This is a genomic window from Oceanipulchritudo coccoides, from assembly GCF_010500615.1.
GTDB lineage: Bacteria > Verrucomicrobiota > Verrucomicrobiia > Opitutales > Oceanipulchritudinaceae > Oceanipulchritudo > Oceanipulchritudo coccoides.
Genome location: NZ_JAAGNX010000001.1, coordinates 19,242 through 41,718 on the forward strand (window position 1 = coordinate 19,242; position 22,477 = coordinate 41,718).

23 protein-coding genes are annotated in these 22,477 nt (G+C 56.1%); 4 read left to right on the top strand and 19 right to left on the bottom strand.

Annotation, left to right across the window (positions count from 1 at the left end):
* Positions 1-177 precede the first annotated feature (177 nt).
* Together G0Q06_RS00120 and G0Q06_RS00125 are read left to right on the top strand one after the other, a co-directional pair.
* Positions 178-906 (top strand): RsmE family RNA methyltransferase, encoded by a 729-nt coding sequence (locus G0Q06_RS00120; protein ID WP_163961244.1) that lies wholly within the window; start codon positions 178-180, stop codon positions 904-906.
* 103 nt (positions 907-1,009) lie between these two features.
* On the top strand, positions 1,010-2,518 hold the full coding sequence (locus G0Q06_RS00125) for a pyruvate carboxylase subunit B (protein WP_163961246.1): 1,509 nt from the start codon (positions 1,010-1,012) through the stop codon (positions 2,516-2,518).
* A 26-nt stretch (positions 2,519-2,544) separates the two neighbouring features.
* Here G0Q06_RS00125 and G0Q06_RS00130 read toward each other — a convergent pair whose 3' ends face one another.
* From G0Q06_RS00130 to G0Q06_RS14405, 19 genes are all read right to left on the bottom strand, one after another.
* Positions 2,545-3,501, bottom strand: coding sequence for a nucleotidyl cyclase domain-containing protein (locus tag G0Q06_RS00130; protein ID WP_163961248.1), 957 nt, complete (start codon positions 3,499-3,501; stop codon positions 2,545-2,547).
* Between the two features lie 78 nt (positions 3,502-3,579).
* The gene (locus G0Q06_RS00135) at positions 3,580-3,831 is read right to left on the bottom strand and encodes a hypothetical protein (RefSeq protein WP_163961250.1); all 252 of its coding nucleotides are present in this window, start codon (positions 3,829-3,831) and stop codon (positions 3,580-3,582) included.
* Between the two features lie 71 nt (positions 3,832-3,902).
* Positions 3,903-4,532: an SGNH/GDSL hydrolase family protein gene (locus G0Q06_RS00140; protein WP_163961252.1), complete on the bottom strand. Its 630-nt coding sequence runs from the start codon at positions 4,530-4,532 to the stop codon at positions 3,903-3,905.
* An 86-nt stretch (positions 4,533-4,618) separates the two neighbouring features.
* Positions 4,619-5,509: a DNA-3-methyladenine glycosylase family protein gene (locus G0Q06_RS00145; RefSeq protein WP_163961254.1), complete on the bottom strand. Its 891-nt coding sequence runs from the start codon at positions 5,507-5,509 to the stop codon at positions 4,619-4,621.
* Positions 5,479-5,943 carry a hypothetical protein gene (locus G0Q06_RS00150; RefSeq protein ID WP_163961255.1) on the bottom strand — a complete coding sequence of 155 codons (465 nt, stop codon included), beginning with the start codon at positions 5,941-5,943 and terminating at the stop codon, positions 5,479-5,481. Before G0Q06_RS00150 ends, G0Q06_RS00145 begins: the two co-directional genes overlap by 31 nt.
* 46 nt (positions 5,944-5,989) lie before the next feature.
* A complete protein-coding gene (locus tag G0Q06_RS00155; RefSeq protein WP_163961257.1) occupies positions 5,990-8,023 on the bottom strand; it encodes an ATP-dependent helicase in 2,034 nt (677 codons plus the stop codon).
* Between the two features lie 6 nt (positions 8,024-8,029).
* Positions 8,030-9,571, bottom strand: coding sequence for an O-antigen ligase family protein (locus G0Q06_RS14660; protein ID WP_163961259.1), 1,542 nt, complete (start codon positions 9,569-9,571; stop codon positions 8,030-8,032).
* Positions 9,572-9,604: 33 nt separating this feature from the next.
* Positions 9,605-11,992, bottom strand: a complete 2,388-nt coding sequence (locus tag G0Q06_RS00165; protein ID WP_163961262.1) for a heavy metal translocating P-type ATPase metal-binding domain-containing protein — start codon at positions 11,990-11,992, stop codon at positions 9,605-9,607.
* Positions 11,989-12,693 carry a sulfite exporter TauE/SafE family protein gene (locus G0Q06_RS00170; protein ID WP_238710172.1) on the bottom strand — a complete coding sequence of 235 codons (705 nt, stop codon included), beginning with the start codon at positions 12,691-12,693 and terminating at the stop codon, positions 11,989-11,991. The genes G0Q06_RS00165 and G0Q06_RS00170 overlap by 4 nt, the downstream gene beginning before the upstream one ends.
* A complete protein-coding gene (locus tag G0Q06_RS00175; RefSeq protein WP_163961263.1) occupies positions 12,690-13,022 on the bottom strand; it encodes a hypothetical protein in 333 nt (110 codons plus the stop codon). Before G0Q06_RS00175 ends, G0Q06_RS00170 begins: the two co-directional genes overlap by 4 nt.
* Positions 13,023-13,037: 15 nt before the next feature.
* A complete protein-coding gene (locus G0Q06_RS00180; RefSeq protein WP_163961265.1) occupies positions 13,038-13,187 on the bottom strand; it encodes a hypothetical protein in 150 nt (49 codons plus the stop codon).
* A gap of 16 nt (positions 13,188-13,203) precedes the next feature.
* A complete protein-coding gene (gene ccoG, locus G0Q06_RS00185) occupies positions 13,204-14,619 on the bottom strand; it encodes a cytochrome c oxidase accessory protein CcoG (RefSeq protein ID WP_163961267.1) in 1,416 nt (471 codons plus the stop codon).
* Between the two features lie 7 nt (positions 14,620-14,626).
* The gene (locus tag G0Q06_RS00190) at positions 14,627-15,202 is read right to left on the bottom strand and encodes a cbb3-type cytochrome c oxidase N-terminal domain-containing protein (RefSeq protein ID WP_163961269.1); all 576 of its coding nucleotides are present in this window, start codon (positions 15,200-15,202) and stop codon (positions 14,627-14,629) included.
* The gene (locus G0Q06_RS00195) at positions 15,171-15,377 is read right to left on the bottom strand and encodes a hypothetical protein (protein WP_163961271.1); all 207 of its coding nucleotides are present in this window, start codon (positions 15,375-15,377) and stop codon (positions 15,171-15,173) included. The genes G0Q06_RS00190 and G0Q06_RS00195 overlap by 32 nt, the downstream gene beginning before the upstream one ends.
* 19 nt (positions 15,378-15,396) lie before the next feature.
* Entirely contained in the window at positions 15,397-17,730 is a 2,334-nt protein-coding gene (gene ccoN, locus G0Q06_RS00200) for a cytochrome-c oxidase, cbb3-type subunit I (RefSeq protein WP_163961273.1), read from the bottom strand.
* Positions 17,731-17,747: 17 nt separating this feature from the next.
* Entirely contained in the window at positions 17,748-17,903 is a 156-nt protein-coding gene (locus tag G0Q06_RS00205; RefSeq protein ID WP_163961275.1) for a hypothetical protein, read from the bottom strand.
* 79 nt (positions 17,904-17,982) lie between these two features.
* A complete protein-coding gene (locus tag G0Q06_RS00210) occupies positions 17,983-18,735 on the bottom strand; it encodes a M48 family metallopeptidase (RefSeq protein WP_163961276.1) in 753 nt (250 codons plus the stop codon).
* A 6-nt stretch (positions 18,736-18,741) separates the two neighbouring features.
* On the bottom strand, positions 18,742-19,605 hold the full coding sequence (locus G0Q06_RS00215; RefSeq protein WP_163961278.1) for an HD domain-containing protein: 864 nt from the start codon (positions 19,603-19,605) through the stop codon (positions 18,742-18,744).
* Positions 19,602-19,754: a hypothetical protein gene (locus G0Q06_RS14405; protein WP_238710173.1), complete on the bottom strand. Its 153-nt coding sequence runs from the start codon at positions 19,752-19,754 to the stop codon at positions 19,602-19,604. Before G0Q06_RS14405 ends, G0Q06_RS00215 begins: the two co-directional genes overlap by 4 nt.
* Here G0Q06_RS14405 and coaE point away from each other — a divergent pair.
* Positions 19,753-20,331, top strand: coding sequence for a dephospho-CoA kinase (gene coaE / locus G0Q06_RS00220; RefSeq protein WP_163961280.1), 579 nt, complete (start codon positions 19,753-19,755; stop codon positions 20,329-20,331). The two genes, G0Q06_RS14405 and coaE, sit on opposite strands and share 2 nt — an antisense overlap.
* 32 nt (positions 20,332-20,363) lie before the next feature.
* A complete protein-coding gene (gene rho, locus G0Q06_RS00225) occupies positions 20,364-22,451 on the top strand; it encodes a transcription termination factor Rho (RefSeq protein ID WP_163961282.1) in 2,088 nt (695 codons plus the stop codon).
* Positions 22,452-22,477 lie beyond the last annotated feature (26 nt).

The following is a 22,477-nucleotide window of genomic DNA, read 5'->3' on the forward strand; positions in this document are numbered from 1 at the left end:
CGTCTTAATCTACAGACGCACTTAAACAGTCGTCGTTTTCAGTCTAGTTTGTAGTTTGGTTAAGCACTTAAGCCCCGGTTTCCTTCAAGAAGCCGGGGTTGCTTTTTATGCGGATTGAAAGCCCCAAGAGCCCCCTTTCGGATTGCCAAATCAGCTCCCAGCACCTTTCTGAAGGGAATGTTGAGGGCATACAGTAGCAGTTGGGACGGGGGCAATGTCCTGCCAAAGCTCGACCGGGAGGAAGTCCACCACCTTGTGCGGGTGCGCCGTGTGCGAATTGGGGAAATAGTGGAAATCCTCAACGGAAAGGGCCATGTCGGCTCAGCCGAGGTCCTCTCAGTGGATGGCACAAAGCTTGGCCTGAACCTCCGGGCGATCCGTGAGATCCCGGAATCTCGCCTGCAGGTCCATTTGCTGGTGGCTCTTCCAAAGGGAAAAACCTTTCCCGGCCTTCTTCACAAGGCAGTCGAGCTCGGGGTTTCCCGGATCACGCCCTTGGCCACGGAAAATGTCGAAGTGCCTCCCGAGCGCGCTGGGAAAAAACAGGATCGATGGGAATCAGTCCTGATCGAGGCCTTGAAGCAATCCGGGAATCCCTGGATGCCACGACTCGATGCTCCCTCCAGTCTTGATAAGGAACTACAGGGACCAGCAGACGCCGCCCGGATTTGCGCCGCCCTCCAACCCGATGCAAGCCCACTTTGGCAGCTCTTGGGAAATCCGCTCAAGCCCGTGGGGGTGATCCAGGTCTTTGTGGGCCCGGAAGGGGATTTTTCAGATGCTGAGTACAAACAGTTGCGCGGAGCCGGTTGCCACTTTGTTTCCCTCGGTCCTCTTGTCTTGAAAGTTGAGACCGCCGCCTCCCTCGTTATGGGTGCTTTGCAGCTCTGGTCACAGGGCGCTTGATGACCTTCCGGCCCCGTCCACAAAAGGGATTCAGGGAAATCGCGGACTTGCCACCGCTTTTACTTGTCATGTCAATTTCGGATTTCTAACCTCCGCAGGTACGATGGCTAAGCAAGTAATTTTCAATAATATGGTTCTCCGCGACGGACATCAGTCGCTCGCGGCGACCCGCATGTCCACCGAGCAAATGCTGCCTGTTCTCAAGCAGCTTGATTCCCTTGGGTTTGGTGCCCTGGAAACATGGGGTGGGGCAACCATCGATGCCGGATTGCGCTTTCTCGATGAGTTTCCTTTCGACCGGCTCGACAAGCTCAAGGCCGGAACGCCCAACACGCCCCATATGATGCTCCTGCGTGGACAGAACATTGTCCAGTATGCCAATTTCCCGGATGATGTGGTGGAGGCCTTTGTGAAAATGTCCGCCAAGCATGGCATGGATATTTTCAGGATTTTCGACGCCCTCAATGACACCCGAAATATCAAGACAGCCGTCAAGGCGGTGAAAGCTGCCGGGAAGCATGCCCAAGGGGTCATGTGTTATACCACCAGCCCCGTCCATTCTATTGAATCCTTCCTGAAAATGGGAGAGGAACTTGAGGCAATGGGATGCGATTCCATTTGTGTGAAGGACATGGCCGGCCTGATTCCACCAGTCTTCGCCTACAAACTGGTCAAGGGGCTCAAGGATCGCTGTAAGATCCCTGTGAATGTGCATACCCACGAAACGGCCGGCCTTGGTGCAAGCACCTACTACGCCGCCATCGAGGCCGGGGCTGACATGGTGGATACGTCAATCACACCTTTCGCCAATGGGACCGGCCAGCCCGACACCGTCCGCATGCTAAGCCTTCTCGAGGACCACCCGCGCAAGCCTGAATACGATATCAAGACGCTTCAGGATTTGAGTGTTCATTTCAAGAAGGTCTATGCTGAGCTCGACAAGTTCACGGCCCACAAGAACGAGGTCGTCGATTCCGAGGCACTCATTTATCAGGTTCCGGGCGGGATGCTCAGTAACTTCCGCAATCAGCTCAAGGAGCAGAAGATGGAAGACCGCTTCGAAGATGTTTTTGCGGAGATTCCAGTGGTCCGGAAGGCTTTAGGCTGGATTCCGCTGGTTACCCCGACTTCACAGATTGTCGGCGTGCAGGCCATGCTGAATGTCAAGTTCGGCCGCTGGAAGAACTTCAGTCCCCAGGCGATGGACATCGCCCTCGGCTACTATGGCCAGACACCCGCTCCGGTCGATCCGGAGGTCCGGAAAATCGCCGCTGAAAAGAGTGGCAAGGATCCCATTGATTGCCGTCCAGCCGATTTAATTGAGCCCCGCATGGACAAGCTCCGTGAAGAGCTCAAAAAGGAAGGCCTGCCCAGCGATGACGAGCATTGCGTGATTTGGGCCATGTTCCCGCAGGAGCTTAAAAAGCATTACGAGAACAAATCAAAGCCTGCTGCAGCACCCGCACCCAAGCAGGAGGTCAAGGCCGCGCCAGCAGCACCTGCTGCGCCAATGGCTGAGTCTGCTCCAGTGCCCGCCGGTTCCCGCAAGGTCCAGCTCTCCATCAATGGACACGACTATACCGCCATTGTTGAAGAAGTTGTAAGCGAGTAGCCGGGTCCCTTGGGCTTGTCCGGGGATTAGATCACGTCCATCAACCAGACCTTCTGTTCGCCGTAGCTCTTCAGGCGAATAGCGAGTGGCTTTACACCGTATTCCTCTACGTCAGGAACATTCCGGGCGATATATGTCTTGGCGGGCGGGCAAACGCTACAAAGACGGCTGGCCAGATTGATCGGCCGGCCAATGTAGTCGTTATCGATGGAAATCTTACTCGCCAGTCCAAAGCTGACCCCGGAACCAATGCCCTCCGGCGCCCCGTGCGTGAATTCCGGGCCCTGGACCAGATGTCGCCAGGTCATGGGCATCTGCTTCAGCCCGTCGAGGCAGGTTTCGATGGCCACTTTGCGGTCCTTGGAAGTGGTTTGCCACACCGCGAGAACACCGTCCCCAAGGAACTTGACCAGATCCGGCGGGTAGCGTTTGAACCCGTTCCGGACCATGTTATAGAAGGCGGTCATCAGCCCACAGGTGTAGGGCGACTCAATGTCCGGTTGTTCGCAAAAGGAGGAGAAGCTGCGGATATCGATGACGGATGCCAGCACTTCGCACGGAAGGCCATACTCGATCTCGGTCGTGTCCTGCTCCTCGAATGAGTAGCCGTTGTAGATAAAATCCTCAAACTGGTAAATCAGCAGCTTGTTGTCCGTGTCCGCGTAAAAGTGGAGCCCGACCGGCTGGAAGTCGTGTGCTTCCGGCAGGTATTCCATCTTGGCGTTACCGTAATCACCGGGCTCACTTGCCGGGGAAAGATAATACCGGGCCACATATCGGCGCACTTCCCCCTGATGCAGGGCGATCAAGCGCAGGACCTTCGAAACATCGCTCTCGTTCTCGCAAATGGGACCGCTGAAGCCGTCAATTGAGTAAATGATGTTCCGGTACTTCGGATGGATGCGCAGGTAATGACTGCAGATATCCCAGAAGTCCCGGAAATCGAGCTTGGGAATGGTATAATGACGGTGAATAAGGGCCATTGGCGTTCTTTTCCAATGGCAGATTCACGAATCCTTGCCCGAAGGGCAAGCGAGAAGAACAGGCGGCTTGCTTCGATTTCAGGAACCGCGTTCCTGTTGAGCCTTCCGGTGCTCCTGCAGGACCAGGCGGAACATGTGCGACGCGATGTAGAATACGCCTGTCAGGCACAGGGCCGTGAAGCCGGCAAAAAAGTATCCCCACGAGGGATCATCCGTCGGGACAAAAGGAAGGAGCAGACGTGTGAAGCATGCCCAGAAGACGAGTGCCAGGACAATGCTGAAGCCCACGTATTTCTTCCCGATGTATTCGTTGTAATGATCCTGCGCCATGGTTTTCGAAAGGTGTGAATTCCTAATCGCTTGTCAAGGACGAGGAAGAAAGCCCAATCCTGAAGCCAACATCAAAGCGCGCCAACTGCATGCAGCCAGCTTTTCGCGATGAGGCCGTGGCCAGCCGGGCTTGGGTGCACGCCGTCGCCAGCCCAGTAGGCGGGTGGCTGATGCATCGAGGCGGAGGCGAAAATGCCGTCCAGCGGGACATACAGGGCGTTGAATTCCCTCGCCAGGTGCCGGACTACATCGATTTTTGGATCAAGATCCTCACGCCAACCGATCCGGTCGGCAGGTACCGGAAGAACAAACGGCTCCATGAGGACCAGCCGGGTCTCTGGAAGGGCTTCACGCGTTTTTTCCAGAAGGATACGATAGTTCGCTTCATACGTTGCGGCGGTGGTCGGTAGATTGCGATCGTAGCGACGCCAGACATCGTTGATGCCGATAAAAATGGATAGAATATCCGGCTCAAGGGCGATGCAGTCTTCTTTCCAGCGGTTGACCAGATCCCCGGTTCGATTACCGGAAATGCCTCGATTGAGGCAGGTGGCCCCAAGGCCGGGATGCAGGGCGGACAGAAATCCGGTCGCCATATTGACGTAGCCATGTCCCAGATCGAATGAATTTGCCCGGTCACGCCCGGCGTCAGTGATGCTGTCCCCTTGAAAGAGGATGCGGCTATTTGCTTTGATGATCATGATGAGGTGTCGAGGAGCTTCGCTTTTGAAAAATTTAGACCCAACCGGTTGATGACTTCAACTGAATTTCAGATACAAACTGTTCCTCACTTGTTCGTCCGTGCCTCTGCGAACATCCATTGCTGAGCTAAGCCACCCGCTTTTCCAAAATGGATTCGGGCAAAGGTGGCCAGCTGTACGCGATTCCACTTGGCCAGGTCCGGATACTTCTCCTTGAGAATTTTCTCAATCCAAGTGTCTACCGGAAAGGCCTCGGCAAATCCGTATCCAAACAACAGAAGGCAATCGGCGACCTTTGGGCCGACTCCGGGGAGTCGCTGCAAGGCGTCGCTGGCGTCTGCCAGGGGGAGCTGATTTATTGTCCGGAGGAAATCCGGTGATTCGCGGAGGAAGGCAGCTGTCCCGGCAATGTGGGCGGCACGGTAACCAAGGGCGCAGGCGCGCAGGTCTGCTTCAGAAACATTAGCCAGCGACTTCCAGTCGGGCAGGGTACTGAGCGGCGTTCCGGGGATTTTTGTCCCGAACCGGATACTGAGATTGTGCAGCATTGTCCGGATCTGGAGAATCTGCTTGTTGGAGCTACAAATGAAGGCGAGCAGGGTTTCTTCCGCCGGTTGCCGTAGCAGGCTTAAACTGCTCCAGCGTTGGCGCAGGCTTTCCAGCACGGGATCGGCGTTGCAGGGGAGTTGGTCAATCCATGGCTGGACGCGGTCGATCCCGAGGTAATGGAGAATATCATCAGGCGTGGTTTGCGAGGTCAGGCGAGCCGATTCAAGTCGTTGATCATTCAGTCTCAGGGCAACAACATGCGACGCCCACCCACCGATCCAGCATTCATTGGTGCAATCCCAAAACCAGCGGAAAGCCTGCCCGCCGATCAGGGTTTCCTTGAGTGTTTCCCCGGTAAAGAAGGGCTCTGGACACAGGGTCTCCCATGCCGGGAGGCTTACGGCATTTCCCAGAGAAAACTTTTCCATTCTGTCAGGATGGTTCCACTGGAATCCAGTAACTCAATTTTCCAGGCAAGGGGCTGAACATCTTCGCCGGGCCAGTCTTTGCCAGTCAGGCCGAGATAAAGCCAGTTCTCCAAGTCTCCTCCAGAAAGGTCCCAGTTGTGGACTGAGGATTTCTTGTCAGCCGTGGTATACAGGGTCAATCGGGCGACTGCCGGGGAGCCGGATGACATTTTCTCCAGATGCAAAATGAAATACTGTCCGCCTGGTTGATCCGGCTGGCTGGCAACGACAGTCCGGAATCCCTGCTCGGAAAGGGGTGCTCCCAGATGATTGCTGAGCGTGCGTATCTCTTCGGCGGCATAGGTCCGGGTGTAGGCAGTCCCAATTTCCAGGCCTTGGGCAAGTGAGGATGCAAACAAGGCGAGGAGAGTCAGAAGGCTGGATAGTCGCTGCATGGGTCAAAGCTTTCCCAAATCTGGTCCTGCCGTCAAGACGGAGCGCTCACCAGCGTGATCCATATGAGAGTTTCTCATAGTGTTCGCTGGGAATTTCAGAGAGAAAACGGCTTGGCATCATCCGCTGCACGCCTCCCCCGCGGGTGGCGTGCATCATCGGAAAGGAGAGATAGAGCTCGTTCATGGCACGGGTGACCGCCACGTAGAAAAGCCGCCGCTCCTCATCAACGTCTCCCTCCTCAATGGCTCTTTTCAACGGCAACCACTCATCGGCGCAGCTGATCAGGAAGACGACCGGAAACTCAAGGCCCTTGGCCTGATGAATGGTCGTCATGCGGACCGCTTCATCATCCGGTTCAATATGTTTGTCCGAGGTTTCCGAATTCATGAGGACCAGCTGGGCCAGTAGCTCGGCCATGGTTTCAAAGCGTGAGGCAAAGCTGATGATCGACTGGAGATCCTCTTCACGGTTTTCCCAATCTGGATAGACATTCCGGATGTAGTCCCCGTACCAGCCCTCAAGCATCTGCTCAACCGCCTGGTTCGGGGAGAGTGCTTCCTTCCCTTGTAGAAGGGGACGCACCTCAAGAAAAGTCGCCACCATGCTTTTGAAGTCGTCCCGGGCGTCGACCGGGATCTTGTTGCTCACTTCATCCGCGGCGAGGGCGGTGAAAAAATCAGGATCGCGCGGATGGGCCTTGTCGAAGAGGTCGCCGTGGGCCGACTCATGCCCGTCCAGTTGCTTCTTGAGGACCTTGTCCGCCGCCATGCGAACCTTCTTGACGGTGGCGGGTCCAACCTTGGGAAGCAGGCAGAGCAGCCGCTCGAAGGCGGGCGAATCATCCGGGTTGGAAAGAACCCTCAACTGCGCCACAAAGTCTTTCACGTGCGCTTGTTCGAAAAACCTCAGCCCGCTTGTAATGATAAAAGGAATACCCCGGCGGGTAAACTCCAGTTGCGCGTCAAGGGCCTGGTAATGGGCGCGGTAGAGGATGGCTATGTTTGAAAGGGGAATTCCCTCCTCGTAGAGCGCCTCAATCCGCGAGACGAGAAATTGCGCCTGCTGGCGGGTGTCGATGAGCGGAACAACATACGGCCGCATGTTTCCCTTCCGCTCCGCCACCAATTCCTTCGGGTATCCGGAGTCGCCCGGCTGCATCGCCAGAACGTTGTTGGCCAACTTCAGGATTGGCGGGATGCTGCGGTAATTTGTCAGGATTTTATAGATACTCGTGCCGGGGTGACGCTCCGGAAAGCTGCGGATGTTCTCGAAAAGCGCGCCGCGCCAAGTATAAATACACTGGGCATCATCGCCCACGGCCATGATGTTGTGATGTGCCCCGATGAGGTCGATGATTTCGGCCTGGATGATATTGGTATCCTGGTACTCATCGACGAGGATGTAGGGAAAGTGCTCTTGGCAGGCCGCCTGCACGTCTTGAAATTCCTGCAGTAGCCGAAGCCAGAGGACAAGAAGGTCATCATAGTCGACAACTTGTTGCTCGCGCTTGGCCGTGTCGTAGAGCTTCACGAAGCCGTTGATCTGTGCGGAAATGTTCTCATGCCATGGATAGCGCTCCCGGAGCAAGTCAACGAAAGGCTGCCGCGTGTTGCGGGCATACGAGAGCAGGTTCTGAATGACCTTCGCCTTCGGGTGGTCCTTGTTCTTCAGGAAGGCCTTGTCGGAATCCTTGATGACAGCCGTCATCAGTCCCTCGGAATCCGACTGGTCCATGATGGTGTAACTCTGGGAGAGCCCGATCAGGCTTCCATATTGCCGCAGGAGCCGGCCCCCGATGGAGTGGAAGGTGCCGCTCCAGCGAGGTGTCTGGCCAAGCCCGGTCAGCGATTGGACACGCTCGATCATTTCCTTGGCGGCCTTGTTCGTGAAGGTCAGCAACAGTAGCTGGTTGGGGGAGATATTCTTTTCAAGAAGCAACCATGCCACGCGATAGGTGAGTGTACGCGTCTTGCCGGATCCGGCCCCGGCCAGGACGAGGGCCGGGCCATCCTTGGCCGTGACGGCGGCGTACTGATCCTTGTTCAGGTCAGCTTCAAAATCTATGGGGGACCAATTCATTTCAGCTCAGGGTGCCTGCAAATCCGAGAGTTTGGTGATCGTGGTGAAGGCAAGGCACCATGCAAGCAGAACAAGGGGAATACGGAAATGAAACTCCACCGCTGCGCCCAGCCAGACCACAAGAACCGTCATCAGGATAGTCAGGCCGCCAGCATCCCAGCCACGATACGATCGGATTGCCCGGGAGACCAGCCAGCCAGCGGCCATGAGCGGAAACAGGCATCCGACAATTCCCCATTCAATGACATATTCAAGCAAATCCACATGGGCATTCTGAAACCATGTGGTCACCTTGCGGCGCTCACGCTTACCCGTGTAGGGGTTGGGCTTCCATTGGTTGTGCTCCGTGATAAACTCGGGGTATTTCGCCTTGTAGGGAAAGTGTATGTATCTCCAGCCGCCGGCCCCGTGCCCGTACCAGGGTTTGTCCTTGATCATGTCCCAGCCAATCCGGGTCATGAAGTACCGTGCCTCCAGCTCGGGATTTTCCACCAGATTGAAAGTCTCTATCCATTCCTTTTTCTGCCGCTCGAAAATGGCCGGGTTGACGACAAATGTCAGGAGCAGGGTTGCCATGAGAGCGACAACGGTAATGGGAAAGGCAATGCCGCGTTTTCCGAAACTGCGAACCAGGAAGACGCTGCAGATAATCAGGAAGAGAATCCATTGCAGGACAAGAAATCCGATTGCTCCACGGGCCTGGGCCATGAGCGCCGCGAAACTGGCAACGATGCCAAATCCGAGATAGAGCATCCATGCCCCGCCACCTTTCTTGAACAGGCGAATATCGCGATGCCAGCCTGAGAGAAACAGCCCGAGGCATAATCCATTCACAAGGATCAGGTAGAAGGCGGCATGGTTTTCATTAACCAGTGTCCCCCAGAATGGAATATCCGCCCGTACTTTTGAGGGAACAGTGGGGAAGATCCCGAGAATCCGGTCCAGATCGAGAAAATGCTGGCGGAGGGCAACAATCGCAAAGAGCAGCCCGCTGATTGCCAACCCGTGAAGGAGAAGTCCCACCGAGCGCCGGGTCATCAAGCCAGCCCAGGCCGAGCAACAGGCAATCCACGGGATTGTGTAATATATCATCGACCGGACTGGATTGCTTTCCTCAAAAGGGGAGAACAGCCCGGATGGCAGCCATGGCACAATCGGCGTCTGTGAGACCAGCTTGGGCTTGGCATCAGGGACGAGCGTCCATTCCCAGGCGAGGTTCCACGATTGGATCCAGAAATAGACAAAAAGGCCCAGGCCAAACCAGAACAGCGGCAGCTTCAACAGGGTGAAGACGGGGCTGGGTTGGCCTTGAATTTCCCCACGGTTCCAACGGGGAAGCAGGAACAATGTCGCCAGCGAGAGGAACAAGGCGGTGATCTCACCCCAGAGCCGCACTCCGCCAAGAGCAAAGGATAGCCAGAGGATGTTTATGAGCAGCAGCGTGACCAATGCCCATTCCCGGGGCGGGACAGGGGGTCGTCCTTCCTCGCGCCGGGAGCGTTTGGGCTTCCCGGTCAATTTGCGGAATCTCTCTACAGCATCGGGCACAAGTGATCACTCTCGGGAATGGCTTTGTGGGGATCAAGCCTGAAGCTTGCCGGAATTTTTCCGGTAGACCAGCGCCACAATGCTCAATGTTGCCAGTGAGCTCAGAGGCATGAGTATCGCCGCCAGAAGGGGATGCATCCGGGCCGCAAGGGCAACGGCAACAACGATCACGTTGTAGCTGACGGCAAAGACAAAGGCCATCTGTATCGCTCGCTTCCGCAATCGCTGGATCCGGAAGAGATGGAGCAGTCCAGACAGGCTGCGCCCTGTGAAGTAAAAATCCGCCTTGTCCTGGAGAAGCCCGTGTGGAGTGGCGGGCGTGCCGCGAACCGCGGCTTTGGAAAAGGCAAGGGCGTCATTGGCACCGTCTCCTACATAGAGGGCTTTGGCATCTCCGATCGATTCCATGAAGGCCGCCTTCTCGTCCGGGGTTTGCTCTCCGATTGCCGCACTCTCCGGAAGATTCAGTTGCCGCGCCATGGCACGGACTTTGTCCACCCGGTCACCCGAGAGGATGGTAATCGGGCAGCGCGCGCGAAGTGCCTTGACGGATTCAATCGCATCTTCACGCAGGGCTTCCTTGAAGGAAAAGGACGCGACAAGTTTCCCGTTGAGACGAAACTCGCAGCCAACATCTGGCAAGGATGCCGGCCCCGCTTGGTCGGTCTTCCATCCCGGGCGTCCAAGGCTCCATGTCTTGCCAGTGGTTTCCGATTTACCCAGCAAGCCCATCCCGACTTCTTCCGCTGTTTTCAGGTCTTCGGGGACGGTTGCCTCCTCGGCAGGCAAATTCAGAAAAGCCTCACGCAGGGCACGGCTTACCGGATGTAGCGAGCTCTTCACCATTTCCCGGAGAATGGCCCGGTCTTGGCTCCCGAGTCTTTCAAGGCGCTCCGGATTTTCCAGCTCGGGGGCCTCGAGGGTCAGGGTGCCTGTCTTGTCGAAGACAATTTGCCGGATCTGCCCGAGCTTGCCGAATAGCTCGGCTGATCGGACAAATATGCCGAAGGGCCTCAAATGCAGGACTGCCCATTCCTGGGCGAGCGGGTAGGCCACCCCAAGGGCGCACGGGCAGGAGACGACCAGGATCGAAAGCGCGACTTGAAGGCCCGTGAGTGGCTCATCTCCGACAAGGGCCCATAAAAGTGCCCCCACGATGGCAAGCAGCAGGACAATTCCGATATAGGAGCGCAGGATCTTCTCCATGAGCGGATTGCGCTGCTCGGAGGCTTGCGAGCTAAGCAGACGGGAGAGCAGTGAATCCGCGTACGATTGGCGGGCCTTCAGGAGAATCGGTTCCATTCCGATGTTCTGGGCACCCGATGGGACCCAGTGGCCTTGCTTCATCGTCCGCATCGCTGATTCACCATTGATCCACTCAAGGGAAAGGGCCGCCTTGTTTGATTCGAGTTCACACAGGACTGGAACCACCTCGCCCGGCAGGGTACGGATTCGTTCACCCGCCTTGAGCAGATCAAGGGATTTAATTTCCTCTCCGGAAAGGTCTTCGTTGACCACGTGGACCTCACGCGGGGCCTTGTTCTGACTCAGCAGGCGGTGGCGGTTTCGTTCAAGCGTGCGCTCCTGGGCCCAGCGTCCGGCCAGCATGAGAAAAATGAAGATCGCGACAAAGTCGAAGTAGAGAAAGCGGGTATCGGCAATGAGCCAACCCAGGATTGAGCCGGCCCAGGCAACCAGCACCCCGACGGCAATTGGAAAGTCGATGTGGAGCACGCCCTGCATCAGGCCGAGGAAACCTCGCTTGATGAAATAGCTTCCCCCAGCAAGCAGGCTCAAGGTTGCGAAGAGCAGGCTCAGGAGCTCGAACAAGGGGGCAAGGCTGAATTCAGGATCCATCCCGAGGTAACGGGGCAGGGTGAAGAGCATGGCATTCAGGGCAAAGGCCCCGCAGACTCCAACTCTTCCCAGAAGGCGTTTGCTTTCATCTTGTGGACGCTTTCCCGGAGGCCCGAAGAGGTAACCGAACTGCTGGATTTCCCGGGCAAAATCAACCAACCGGAACACGCCCGGTCGCCACTGCAGGCGAACTTGTCCATACTGCGTGTTGATTTCAATACGGACCGATCCCGGATGCTGCCGGAAAATCTTTTCAATCAGCCACACGCAGCCAACACAGGATATCCCTTCCAGATCGAGGACCATTTCGGCCAGCTTTGGAGAGGCCTTTTCACAGTCAGCTGCACGGGTCTCCAGCCATGAATAATCCCTTGGTTGCATGGCAGCCGGTGCCACGGGCGCGATCCGGCGGTCGCGCAGATCATAATAATGATCAAAGCCCTCCTTGCGGATCAGGTTGGAGACATACTCGCATCCGTTGCAGCAGAATTCGCTGTCGCGTCTTCCCGCCACTGAAAATGGGGTGCCGCAGTGGATACAGGTCTTGTAGCTTTGCGCGTTCACATTGCAGTGCCGCAAAAGAGGCCGCCTTGGCCGGTCTCAAAGAAGTACAGTCGAAGCCCCAGTATCACGGCCACGATCAGGGCCAGTCCTCGCTGTATCCGGGAAATCGCTACAGGGGAAATTGCCCCCTGCCAGCGGGAAAACGCGGCTTGCACAACCCAGAGGAGCGGTAGTGTGCCCAATCCGAAGAGGAGCAGGAATTCAGCCCCGCGAATCGGCGACTGCGTCATCAGGGCAAGTCCAAAGACCGCGTACAGGGGACCGCAGGGAAGAAGTGGTGTCAGGATTCCGACAAGAAGTCCTGATAGCGGGCGCGGAAGGGCTTGTGCACGTTGTTGAAGCCGCATCAGCAACGGGGTCAGGAAAGCTGGTTTGGGGAAATATTTGTCGATCCGGAAGGCAACCAGAAGAAAGAACATGACCAGCAACCACGGAAGAAAGCGGGATAACGAATGCTGATAGATATCGACCCAGCCAAGAGCTACCATTCCGAGACCGCCCGCCAGTCCTCCAATCAAGGTGTAGGAAATCAAACGTCCAATCTGGTAGAGGCTGGCCACCGTGGCAAAAGAGCTGGCCGAGCCGGGCTTTGGTGCTATGTAGCAGGCAAGGGGACCGCACATGCCAGCGCAGTGCAGGCTCGTTACCATGCCCGCGATGAAAGCGGGCCATGGGCCGGTTATGGAGGAGACCTCGATCATTGAGCGGAATGCTGTCTTCCCGATTTCCAAATGACAAGGGACAAGGCCAGCACGACCGCTCCCAGAATCATGAAAATCCATACAGCCGGCCAAAGGGCAATATTGGCCGGTTTGCCCTCGGGCAATGCCTTGTAGTAGGCAAAAAACATGACTGGCGGCAGGGCGATTGAGCAGGCAAGTGTGAGGAGGGCGATCCATCGCAGGCCCCTTCTCAGCTTGGGAAGCGATTCCTCGTCACAACCGGTCAGGACAATCTTGGCGATGAAGTAACTGAAGGCAAAAGCCAGACCGCTCTGGAAGAGAAAGAGGAAGATTAGATGAAAAGACATTTCACCGACTATGCCCTATGGTTCCTGAATTTCAATCACCTCTGGCTGGTTCTTTGAGGCAACGATGATCAAACAGGTCCAGGCGGAGATGAGTATAACAAAAGCGAGGATGACCCAGACCCACAATGAGCGGCTGCCCGCCTTCTTTTTATGCGCTTCTTGCATGGCTTGGAGTCTCCCCTCAAGGGGTTGCTTTCCGTAGCAGGGCCGGATCCGGCCCCAGGAATTCCACCTCGCGGATAATTTCCATGCCGCCGGGCTCCGCTTCTATGACAATCTGCAAGGGAAAGGGGCCAATGAAGGTCTCCCGTGGAACTTGCACCACGAATGTCGCGTTCCTTTCTTCCATCGGCGTGAGAACCAGATTTTCTTCAAAGCCCGACGTTTGAACCGGCACTTCAAGTCCGCTTGCCTGTACGGCTGCGGAAAATGACAAGTTGCCCGTATCCTTGTTGATCAGGCGGATCTGGTATTGGTTGCGGATGTGGGTATCCGTCACATAAAACGGTGATCCTGGCATCCGCGTGGCCGTTGCCGAAGCTTGCTCCACAGAGGTGAAGGCAAATCCCGCCACGCCGATTCCCATGAAAAGCAGGGCTGTGTAAAGAATGGTGCGCGGGCGAATCCAGCGGGTTTTAAAGCCCTGCAGGTTGCGATCCGAAGCGTAGCGGATCAGCCCGCGGGGCCTCTTGACCTTGTCCATGATTTCATCACAGGCATCCATGCAGGCGGAACAACCGATGCACTCAAGTTGGAGTCCGTGGCGGATATCAATCCCGGTCGGACAGACCTGGATACAGCGACGACAGCCGATGCAGTCGCCAGCTGATTCGTCCTTGACCGGTCCCGGTGGATTTCCGCGCTCAAAGTCGTAGGCGACATTATAGGTGTCGTCATCAATCAGCGCTGACTGGAGTCGGCCGTACGGGCAGATGACAATACAGAGCTGTTCGCGGAAAAAGGCAAAATTGACGTACATGAGCCCTGTGGCGACGAAGACGAAAACAAAGGCGCCCCAATGCTCAAGTGGGGAGGTGGTCATCCATTGCCAGAGCTGCGGAATGGAGATGAAGTAGGAGAGGAAGATGTGGGCGATGGCAGACGCCAACAGGAGGAAAAGGCCGTGTTTGAGACCGCGCTTGAAGAGCTTCACCCCGTCGAAAGGGGCATTGTCCAAGGCCTTGCGCTTGGGTGCATCCCCTTCAATCCACCGCTCCACGCGGCGGAAGACGTGCTCAAGGAATATGGTCTGTGGGCAGGCCCAGCCGCACCAGACACGCCCGAGAAAGGCTGTTATAAAAAAGAGGAGAAAGGCCAGTCCGGAAACGAAAAAGAAGAGCAGCCACATGTCCTGGGCAGCCAACGTGATCCCGAAAAGATGGAAGCGCCTGTTCAGGACATCCAAAAAAATCGCCGGATAGCCATTGATTGGAATCCATGGGAGGAGGATGTAGATACCGATCAGAAACAAAGCCGAGATGCGCCGCCACCGGGTGAATTGTCCCTTAACATCAGCAGGGTGGATGATGAAACGCGAGCCGTCCTCATTGATCGAGGTGACTGCGTCCAAGCTGGGCTTCTTGCTCTTGGGCTTCATTAAATCCTCATAACTCCAATGGCGGATTCAGGGTCGGGGCATCCGCCATTTCCTGCTCGGTATGGTAGCTCAGGACATAGGCCACGACCTGGCTCACCTTTTGTGCGCCCAGCTCGTTGATCCATGCCTGCATGCCCGCTTTCTTGTCCGGGGAGCCATTCACGACAATCGAGTAAAGGCTGATGGGTTGGTTGCCCCACTTCCACTCATCGTCGACAAGGTTCACTCCGATGCCGCCCTTGAGGTCAGCGCCATGGCAGGCAACGCACTTGTCCTTGAAAATCTCGGAGCCCGCACTGACAAAGCCTGCATTGCGGCTCATCTGCCAGAGAGTGTCATTGGAAATTTCACCCATGGCGGCGAGTCGCACTTCCTCGACCTTCGCCATCTGCGCTTCAACAATGGCGGCGTCGGTCTCCATGACATCCGCATTGTACCAGGAAAACCAATACATCACAGTCAGGATAACGGCGCCATAAAAGGTCCAGAGCCACCAGTTTGGGAGGCGGTTGTCATATTCCTGAATACCGTCGTAGACGTGCGGTCTCAGTTTATCGTCTTGTGGATTCTCTTTCTTGCTCATTGCTCGGTTTTTCCGGGTTTCCGGATTCAAGTGGAAGGTTCGACATGTGCTCCCGGTCAGCCTTGCTCATGCGCAGGGCACGCCAGCAGAAGTAAAGAAATGCGATGAAGAAGAGGACAAAAGCAATCAGGGTGATGATGGCCTGCCATTCCTCAAACTGTACGCGTTTAAACATGTCCTAAATCAGCATTCAATTATTGATCCAGTCGTGCGGCGGCAAGGGATGCGTCCTCGTAGGTGCCCAGCTTTTGCAGATAGGCGATCAAAGCGACAATCTGCCGGTCCGGCTCGGTGCTCCGGAAGTTTGCCTCAAGATCGGCCACAATCTCGTTGGCTTGCTCGCTGACCAGCGCGAGGACTTCCTCGTCGCTCCAGTCGGGGTAGGGGACTCCGAGGGTCCGCATCGCGGCGACTTTCCCCGGAATACGGCTCCAGTCGACAGACTTTTCCAGCATGGCTGGATAAGGTGGCATGTTTGAACCCGGGGAAATGTCGGTTGGTTTGTTCATGTGGTCGTAATGCCACACATTTGGCCGCTTTCCGCCCTCCCGTGCCAGGTCCGGACCGGTCCGCTTGGAACCCCATTGGAAAGGATGGTCATAAATGGACTCTCCAAGCCGTGAATAATCTCCGTAGCGCAGGACATCCGGCATCATCATCCGGATTTGCTGGCTGTGGCAATTGTAGCACCCTTCGGAAATATATATATTGCGCCCGGCCAGCTCAAGTGGCGTGTAGGGCACCTGCACCCGGTCCTCGAGGTTGGCGGCATTCTGCACGACAATTGTCGGAATGATCTGGATCATCCCGCCAATCGCCACGGCGACCAGAACCAATATGGAAAATGGGGCCCAGTTGCCAAGAAGGCGCTCGTACCAGTCACTCCACTTGGCGGAGGTCGCCTGAAAGTGAACAATGCCAATGAGGCAGAACAGGATCGTGGTGATTATCCCCAGGAGCAAAAGAAGGTCGTTCCCGAAGAACCACAGGCACATGCCAACAATGACGGCGGAGGAATAGAAAACGGGCCAGTTGAAGATTGTCCCGAGCAGGCCAATTGAGCCCTCGAGCTCGCGGGTCTCTTCCTGCTCCTCGACTTCAACCGTGATCGTGCCATTGACCGGTTCCTTCCCGGCGACGGTCTTGTAGATGTTATACATCAGCATGACCCAGCCAACCAGATAGAGCGTTCCCCCAATGGCCCGGGTGAGCATCAGCGGGCGGATCGAATTCAGGGTGTCGAGGAAGTTCGGGTAGGCGAGAACGGTACCATTCTCAACCGCGCCGTTGAGCATCAGGCCCTGAGTGATACCGCTGGCCCACATGGATGCGACGTAGAGGAGGATTCCCACCGTGCCGATCCAGAAATGCATATTGGCCAGACTCACCGAATAGAGCTTGGTCTTCCAGAGCCGTGGCGCCAGGTAGTAGAACATACCCGCTGCCATGAAGCCGTTCCAGCCAAGGGTCCCGCTGTGAACATGCCCGATGGTCCAATCCGTGTAGTGGCTCAGATAGTTGACCGCGCGGATCGAAAGGAGCGGACCTTCAAAAGTGGCCATGCCATAAAATGTCACCCCGGCGGCAAAAAACTTCAGTACGGGGTCCCGCCGGAGCTGGTCCCATGCGCCACGCAGGGTCAGGAGGCCATTGAGCATGCCACCCCAGCTGGGTGCCCAAAGCATGAGGGAAAAGAGCATTCCAAGGGCTTGCAGCCAATGCGGGAGCGACGTGTTGAGCAGGTGATGCGGGCCAGCCCAGATATAAATAAAGACCAGCGACCAGAAGTGGACCACGCTCAGCCGGTAACTGTACACCGGCCGGTTGGCTGCCTTCGGAATGTAGTAATACATGATACCGAGGATCGGTGTCGTGAGGAAGAAGGCCACCGCGTTGTGACCGTACCACCACTGGATCAACGCATCCTTCACGCCGCCAAAAATCGGGTAGCTGTGGACCAGCGAAGTGGGCAGGGCGAGGTTGTTGACCACGTACAGCATCGCCACCGTGATGATTGTCGCGATGTAGAACCAGATGGCCACGTAGAGGGTCGGCTCATTCCGTTTGGCAAGCGTCCAGAAGAAGTTGATTCCGAAAATGACCCAGATCACGGCCACGAGGATATCGAGGGGCCAGATTAACTCAGCGTATTCCTTGCCTTGGGTCAGTCCCAGCGGGAGCGTGATGGCCGCTCCGACAATAATCACCTGCCAGCCCCAGAAATGGATCTTTGTGAGCAAGTCGTTGGCGGTCCTGACTTTGCAAAGTCGCTGGGTCGAGTGATAGATGCCTGCAAAGAGCATGTTCCCCACAAAAGCGAAGATCGCCCCGTTGGTGTGCAGGGGCCGCAGGCGACCGAAGCTCAGCCACGACATGTTCAGGTTCAGGAACGAGAAGTTGAGCTGGAAGGCAATCAGGACGCCGACCACCATGCCGATCAAACCCCAGAAAATTCCTGCAAGGACAAATAGTCGCACGTGGTGGTCATCGTATTCGATGACCCGTCTGGTACTAACAGAAGAACTCATAATTCACACACTTTGGGTTAAGAATCGGATCGTGGATCCTCATCTTCGAAAGGAAGAAGCGCATCCTGTTCAGAACTCCTGAATTTTCCGTTCCGGCGCTCCTTGACAAAGAGCAGAATGAACAAGGTCACCAGAACGAGGCTAAGGAATATCGTGAGCAGGAGGGCGCTCATGCGCTTTTTATCTGTCGGTTTGGAGGGCCCTGCGTCAACGCAAAATGTCCTTTGAAAGGGACTTTAAGGGAATTTGTGATCAGGGCCTCTTGCTCGCCTGGTAATAGCGCAACGCCTCGGGCATGGCTTCGGTCAATGTCTCGATGCGCGTTTCGTAACCGGGGTGTGTTGAAAGGAACTCGGGGAGAGAGGAGCTGCTTGCTTCCGCCATCTTCTTCCAGAACGTGATTGCGGCCCGTGGATCAAACCCCGAACGGGCTGCGATTATGAGCCCCATGCGGTCGGATTGGGTTTCGTGCGAGCGGCTGTAGGGAAGCATGATGCCGACTTGCGAGCCGATGCCGTAGGCGGCCAGGGCGAGGGCCCGGTTTTCATCCTCCATCTCGCTGGTTCCGACGGCCACCAGCACCCCGATGCCGCCCCGGATCAATTCCGCGGACATACGCTGGTTGGCGTGCTTGAGGAGGACGTGGGCAATCTCGTGACCGACAACGGCCGCCAGCTCGTCATCCGAGTCAACCAGCTCGAGGAGTCCCGTGAATACAGCTATTTTCCCGCCCGGCATGGCAAAGGCATTGGCGGCTTCATCCTCAAGCAGGACGTATTCCCAATCGGCATCCGGCATTTCATCGCCAAGTGTCTGGGCGATACGGCTGCTCACGCGGTTTACCATGGCCGTGCCCGCAGGATCATTTGAAATCGGAAATTGCTCCTTGATTTTGGAGAACTCGGTCGCCGCCATGCCGGCCAGATAATCCTCTGAAAAGAAAGTCGGGCCGGAGGCACAGCCACAAAATGCGACGAGCAGGAACAGGTAAAGAAGGCGCTTCATGGTCGTTTATTCCTCGGATTCGTTGGGCTGGAGGGCCTCGATATTGGCCTCCGCGTGGATGACATAGACATTGGGACCGTCCGGGTAGGGATTGTTGAGGAATCGATAAACCCCGCCGTAATCAATCTTCAGCCTTGGAAGGACAAACTGAAACCAGAAGCCGGGTGTGCTTGAGACAAGGCTGTCCAGATTGGGAAATGGCCGCTCAGTCTGGCTCAATCCGCGGAGGCGGTCGAATTCTTCAAATTCCTTGTAGAGGGAGGGCAGCTTGTCGAGGTACTGCGGATCGGACATTTGCGCCAGAAAGTCCGCTGTGGCGAGCATCTGGGCCAGTGTCTTCTCGGTCGGAGTTGTGTAGGGAATTCCTTCAACGATGGCCCGTGGCCCCGTTGAGGCAATCAGCCGCTGGATGACTGAAATGGCTTCTTCCGGCCACTGCAGGCTCATCAGGAACCGGCGGGCAATGTGGCAACTGCGATGTTCATGGATGAGCACATACTTGGCTCCGGTTCCACTTGGATCATCCGTTTCCTTCAAATAGCCCGTGTCGTGAAGAAGGCAGGAGGCGATCCCCAACAGAAAATCCGCATACACCACCGGCAGATCCGGCTTGTGCATCTTCAGGGAGGCAAACATGCGCGCCCAGCAGAGCGTTACCTGCAGGGTGTGCTCAAAGTCATGGTAGGCCATGTCACTGGCCTGGTACGGATGGATGTTTCCCTTGTAAAGCTCCGAAACCGCATCCATGAGCTTGCTGATCCGCTCGAGATCCTGCCCCGGAAAACAATCCCGCGCGATATCCAGAATAGCTGCCTCGACAGCTTTAGGATCATGCGTGGGAATGGAATCTAGGGAAAATTCAGGAGTCATGGTGGAGCAGAAGTGTCGATGAAGATGAGAATTTTCCCTTTGTGGGGCAAATCATTTACGCCATGAATTGCATTTTGCTTGAAGGTGCGGGGTTCGCTCGCCACCTGTTTGTGCAGGGCACGGCTCATTTTGAGCCGGGTTTTTGACATGATGAATATCGGGCTGACAGGTGGAATCGGATGCGGTAAGTCGACTGCATTGGCCTTTTTCAAGGAGGCGGGAGCAACCGTTGTTGAGACGGATGCCATCGTCCGCCAGCTGCTCGCCTCGGACGCCGGGTTGATCGCTGAAATCGAACAGTCCTTTGGTTCCGGGGTGATCGACAAGGAAGGAAGAGTTGACAGGTCAAGGCTTGGAGCTAAGGTCTTTCGTAATTCCAAGGCCTTAGCCATTCTGGAATCTCTCGTGCATCCCCGGGTCCGCCAACAGTGGATGCGGGAGCTGGCGAAAAACCATCCGGTCCTGATCGTTGAGATCCCTCTTTTGTTTGAAAAGGACCTCCAAGGTTATTTTTCCACAACCCTTTGCGTGAGTAGCTATCCGGAACTTCAATTTGCACGGCTGAAAGCCAGAGGAATGAGTGAATCACAAATCCAATACCGTAAAGACAGCCAACTCAGCCTGGACGAAAAGATGAGCAGGGCGGACATTATCCTCCATAATAATGGGTCACCTGAGCATTTGCGAGAACAGGTGGAGCACACCATGCGGCTGCTTCAGCGGTAACGACACAATACCACATCATTCAATCACCATTCATGAGCTCCGATCAATCAGACCTCGAGTTCGAGGCACAGCCTCCAGCCAAGAAGAAAACCGCTGCCAAGAAAGTGACCCGCAAGCGGGCCGCCCGTAAGACGGCAACGAAAAAGACTGCCCGCAAGAAGGTGGAATCCGATGGGAACTCAAGTACGGCGGAGGACAAGAGCTCTTCCTCCCGCGAGCCGGCGTTATCCCCACCTCCTGTCGTGAAGGACAAGGATGTACCGGAAGTTTACTCTTCAGATCTTGATACGCCCCCACCCAAGCCAGTTGAGCGCGCCAAGGAAACATCGGCCCACGAGGAGACCGACCGGAAGCAGAATGACGGTCCCTCCCGACCCTCCAGACAGGGACAGAATTCCTCAAGGGACAAGGATTCGGATGGCCGTGGACGGCGCGGGGATAACCGGGGCAATAAAGGGTATCGACAAAAGCCCTACACTCCGGGTAACCAGAAAAAGGGGCCAGGGCCTGGCAATCAGCCTAAGGGCAAGCGCCGGGACAAGCGCCGTCAGCGCGACGGGGATCGCCGCCCGCGGAAGAAGCGCGAGGGACCTGCCATCCGCGCGGAATGGGGCGAGTTGCCGTCACTGGAAGCCCTGCAGAAGCTCGAAACCATTGAGGTCCTTGCCACCGAAATCACGGATACTTCCAAGGAGCCGATTTTTCTCGATGACATCTGGACGCAGCCTTTCCTCGAACTTCGCGAATGGGCCCAGAAGGAATACGATTTGGGCGACCGCACATTTTCCGTGCGTCAGTCCCTTGTGGAGGCCATTCTTGATGCAGCCTTTGAAAAGAAACAACCCCTTCATTGCCGGGGAATTGTTGAGATTCTTGAAGACGGGACGGCCCTCGTTGTCTATGAAAACGACAACTACCAGATTCGTCCAGCGAGTGCGTTCCTGCCCAAGGCGCTTGTTCGCAAGTACGCGGTCAAGAAGGGAACGATCATCGAGGCTCAATTTCATCCACGCCGGAAAGCGTTACCTGATGACGCCATCGACAAACTGAAAAAGGCCGGGCGTGGTAACGAGGAAATCGACGCTATTCCAGATGGGGTTGAAGAGGATCTTGCCGCGGAAGCCCTCGCTGCCCTTTTCCCGCAGAATGATTACATGCAGGATGCGGAAGCCGAAGAGGAAACCTGTCCATACGTCGTGAAAATCCTTTCCCTCATGGGGCGCGCTCCCGAGAAGAATATCGAGGTGACGCCCTTTGAGGACTTGATCCCTTATTATCCGACCGAGCGGATCATCCTTGAGACCGAGCCCAAGGTGAAGTGGGACAACACCGCCATGCGGGTGGTTGATCTCCTTACACCAGTCGGCTTGGGACAGCGTGGATTGATCGTCGCCCCGCCGCGCACGGGGAAAACGGTCCTTCAGCAGGCGATCGCCAACGCCGTGGCCATCAACAAGCCTGAAGCCCATTTGATCATCCTTTTGATCGATGAACGTCCTGAGGAAGTGACGGATTTCCGTCGCCAGATCACAACAGGCGAAGTCATTGCATCCACTTTTGATGAAAGCCCGGAGAACCATGTCCATTGCGCTGAGATGGTCATCGAGAAGTCCCGCCGCATGGTTGAGGACGGACAGCATGTGATCATCCTGCTCGACTCGATCACCCGTCTGGCCCGCGCCTACAACGCGCTTGCCTCCAACAGCGGCAAGATTCTTTCCGGAGGGGTGGAGGCCAATGCCCTGCAAAAGCCAAAGCGTTTCTTCGGCAGTGCCCGAAATATCGAGGGCGGTGGCTCCCTGACAATCCTGGGAACGGCCCTGGTGGAAACCGGAAGCCGAATGGATGAAGTCATTTTCGAGGAGTTCAAGGGCACGGGTAACATGGAACTGCACCTTGACCGGGCGCTTTCCGATAAACGTATTTTCCCAGCCATCGAAATGGCCAAGAGTGGTACCCGTAAGGAGGAATTGCTCTACCATCCCGAGGAAATGGCCAAGGTCTACGGCCTGCGCCGGGCCATGAAGGGTGTCCCGCCAACCGATGCCATGGAAATGCTCATCACCCGTATCAAGAAAACCACGACGAACATCCAGTTCCTCGTCGGCGTCAATACCTAGGTGCCAGATTGGAGCCCCGCCTTCGG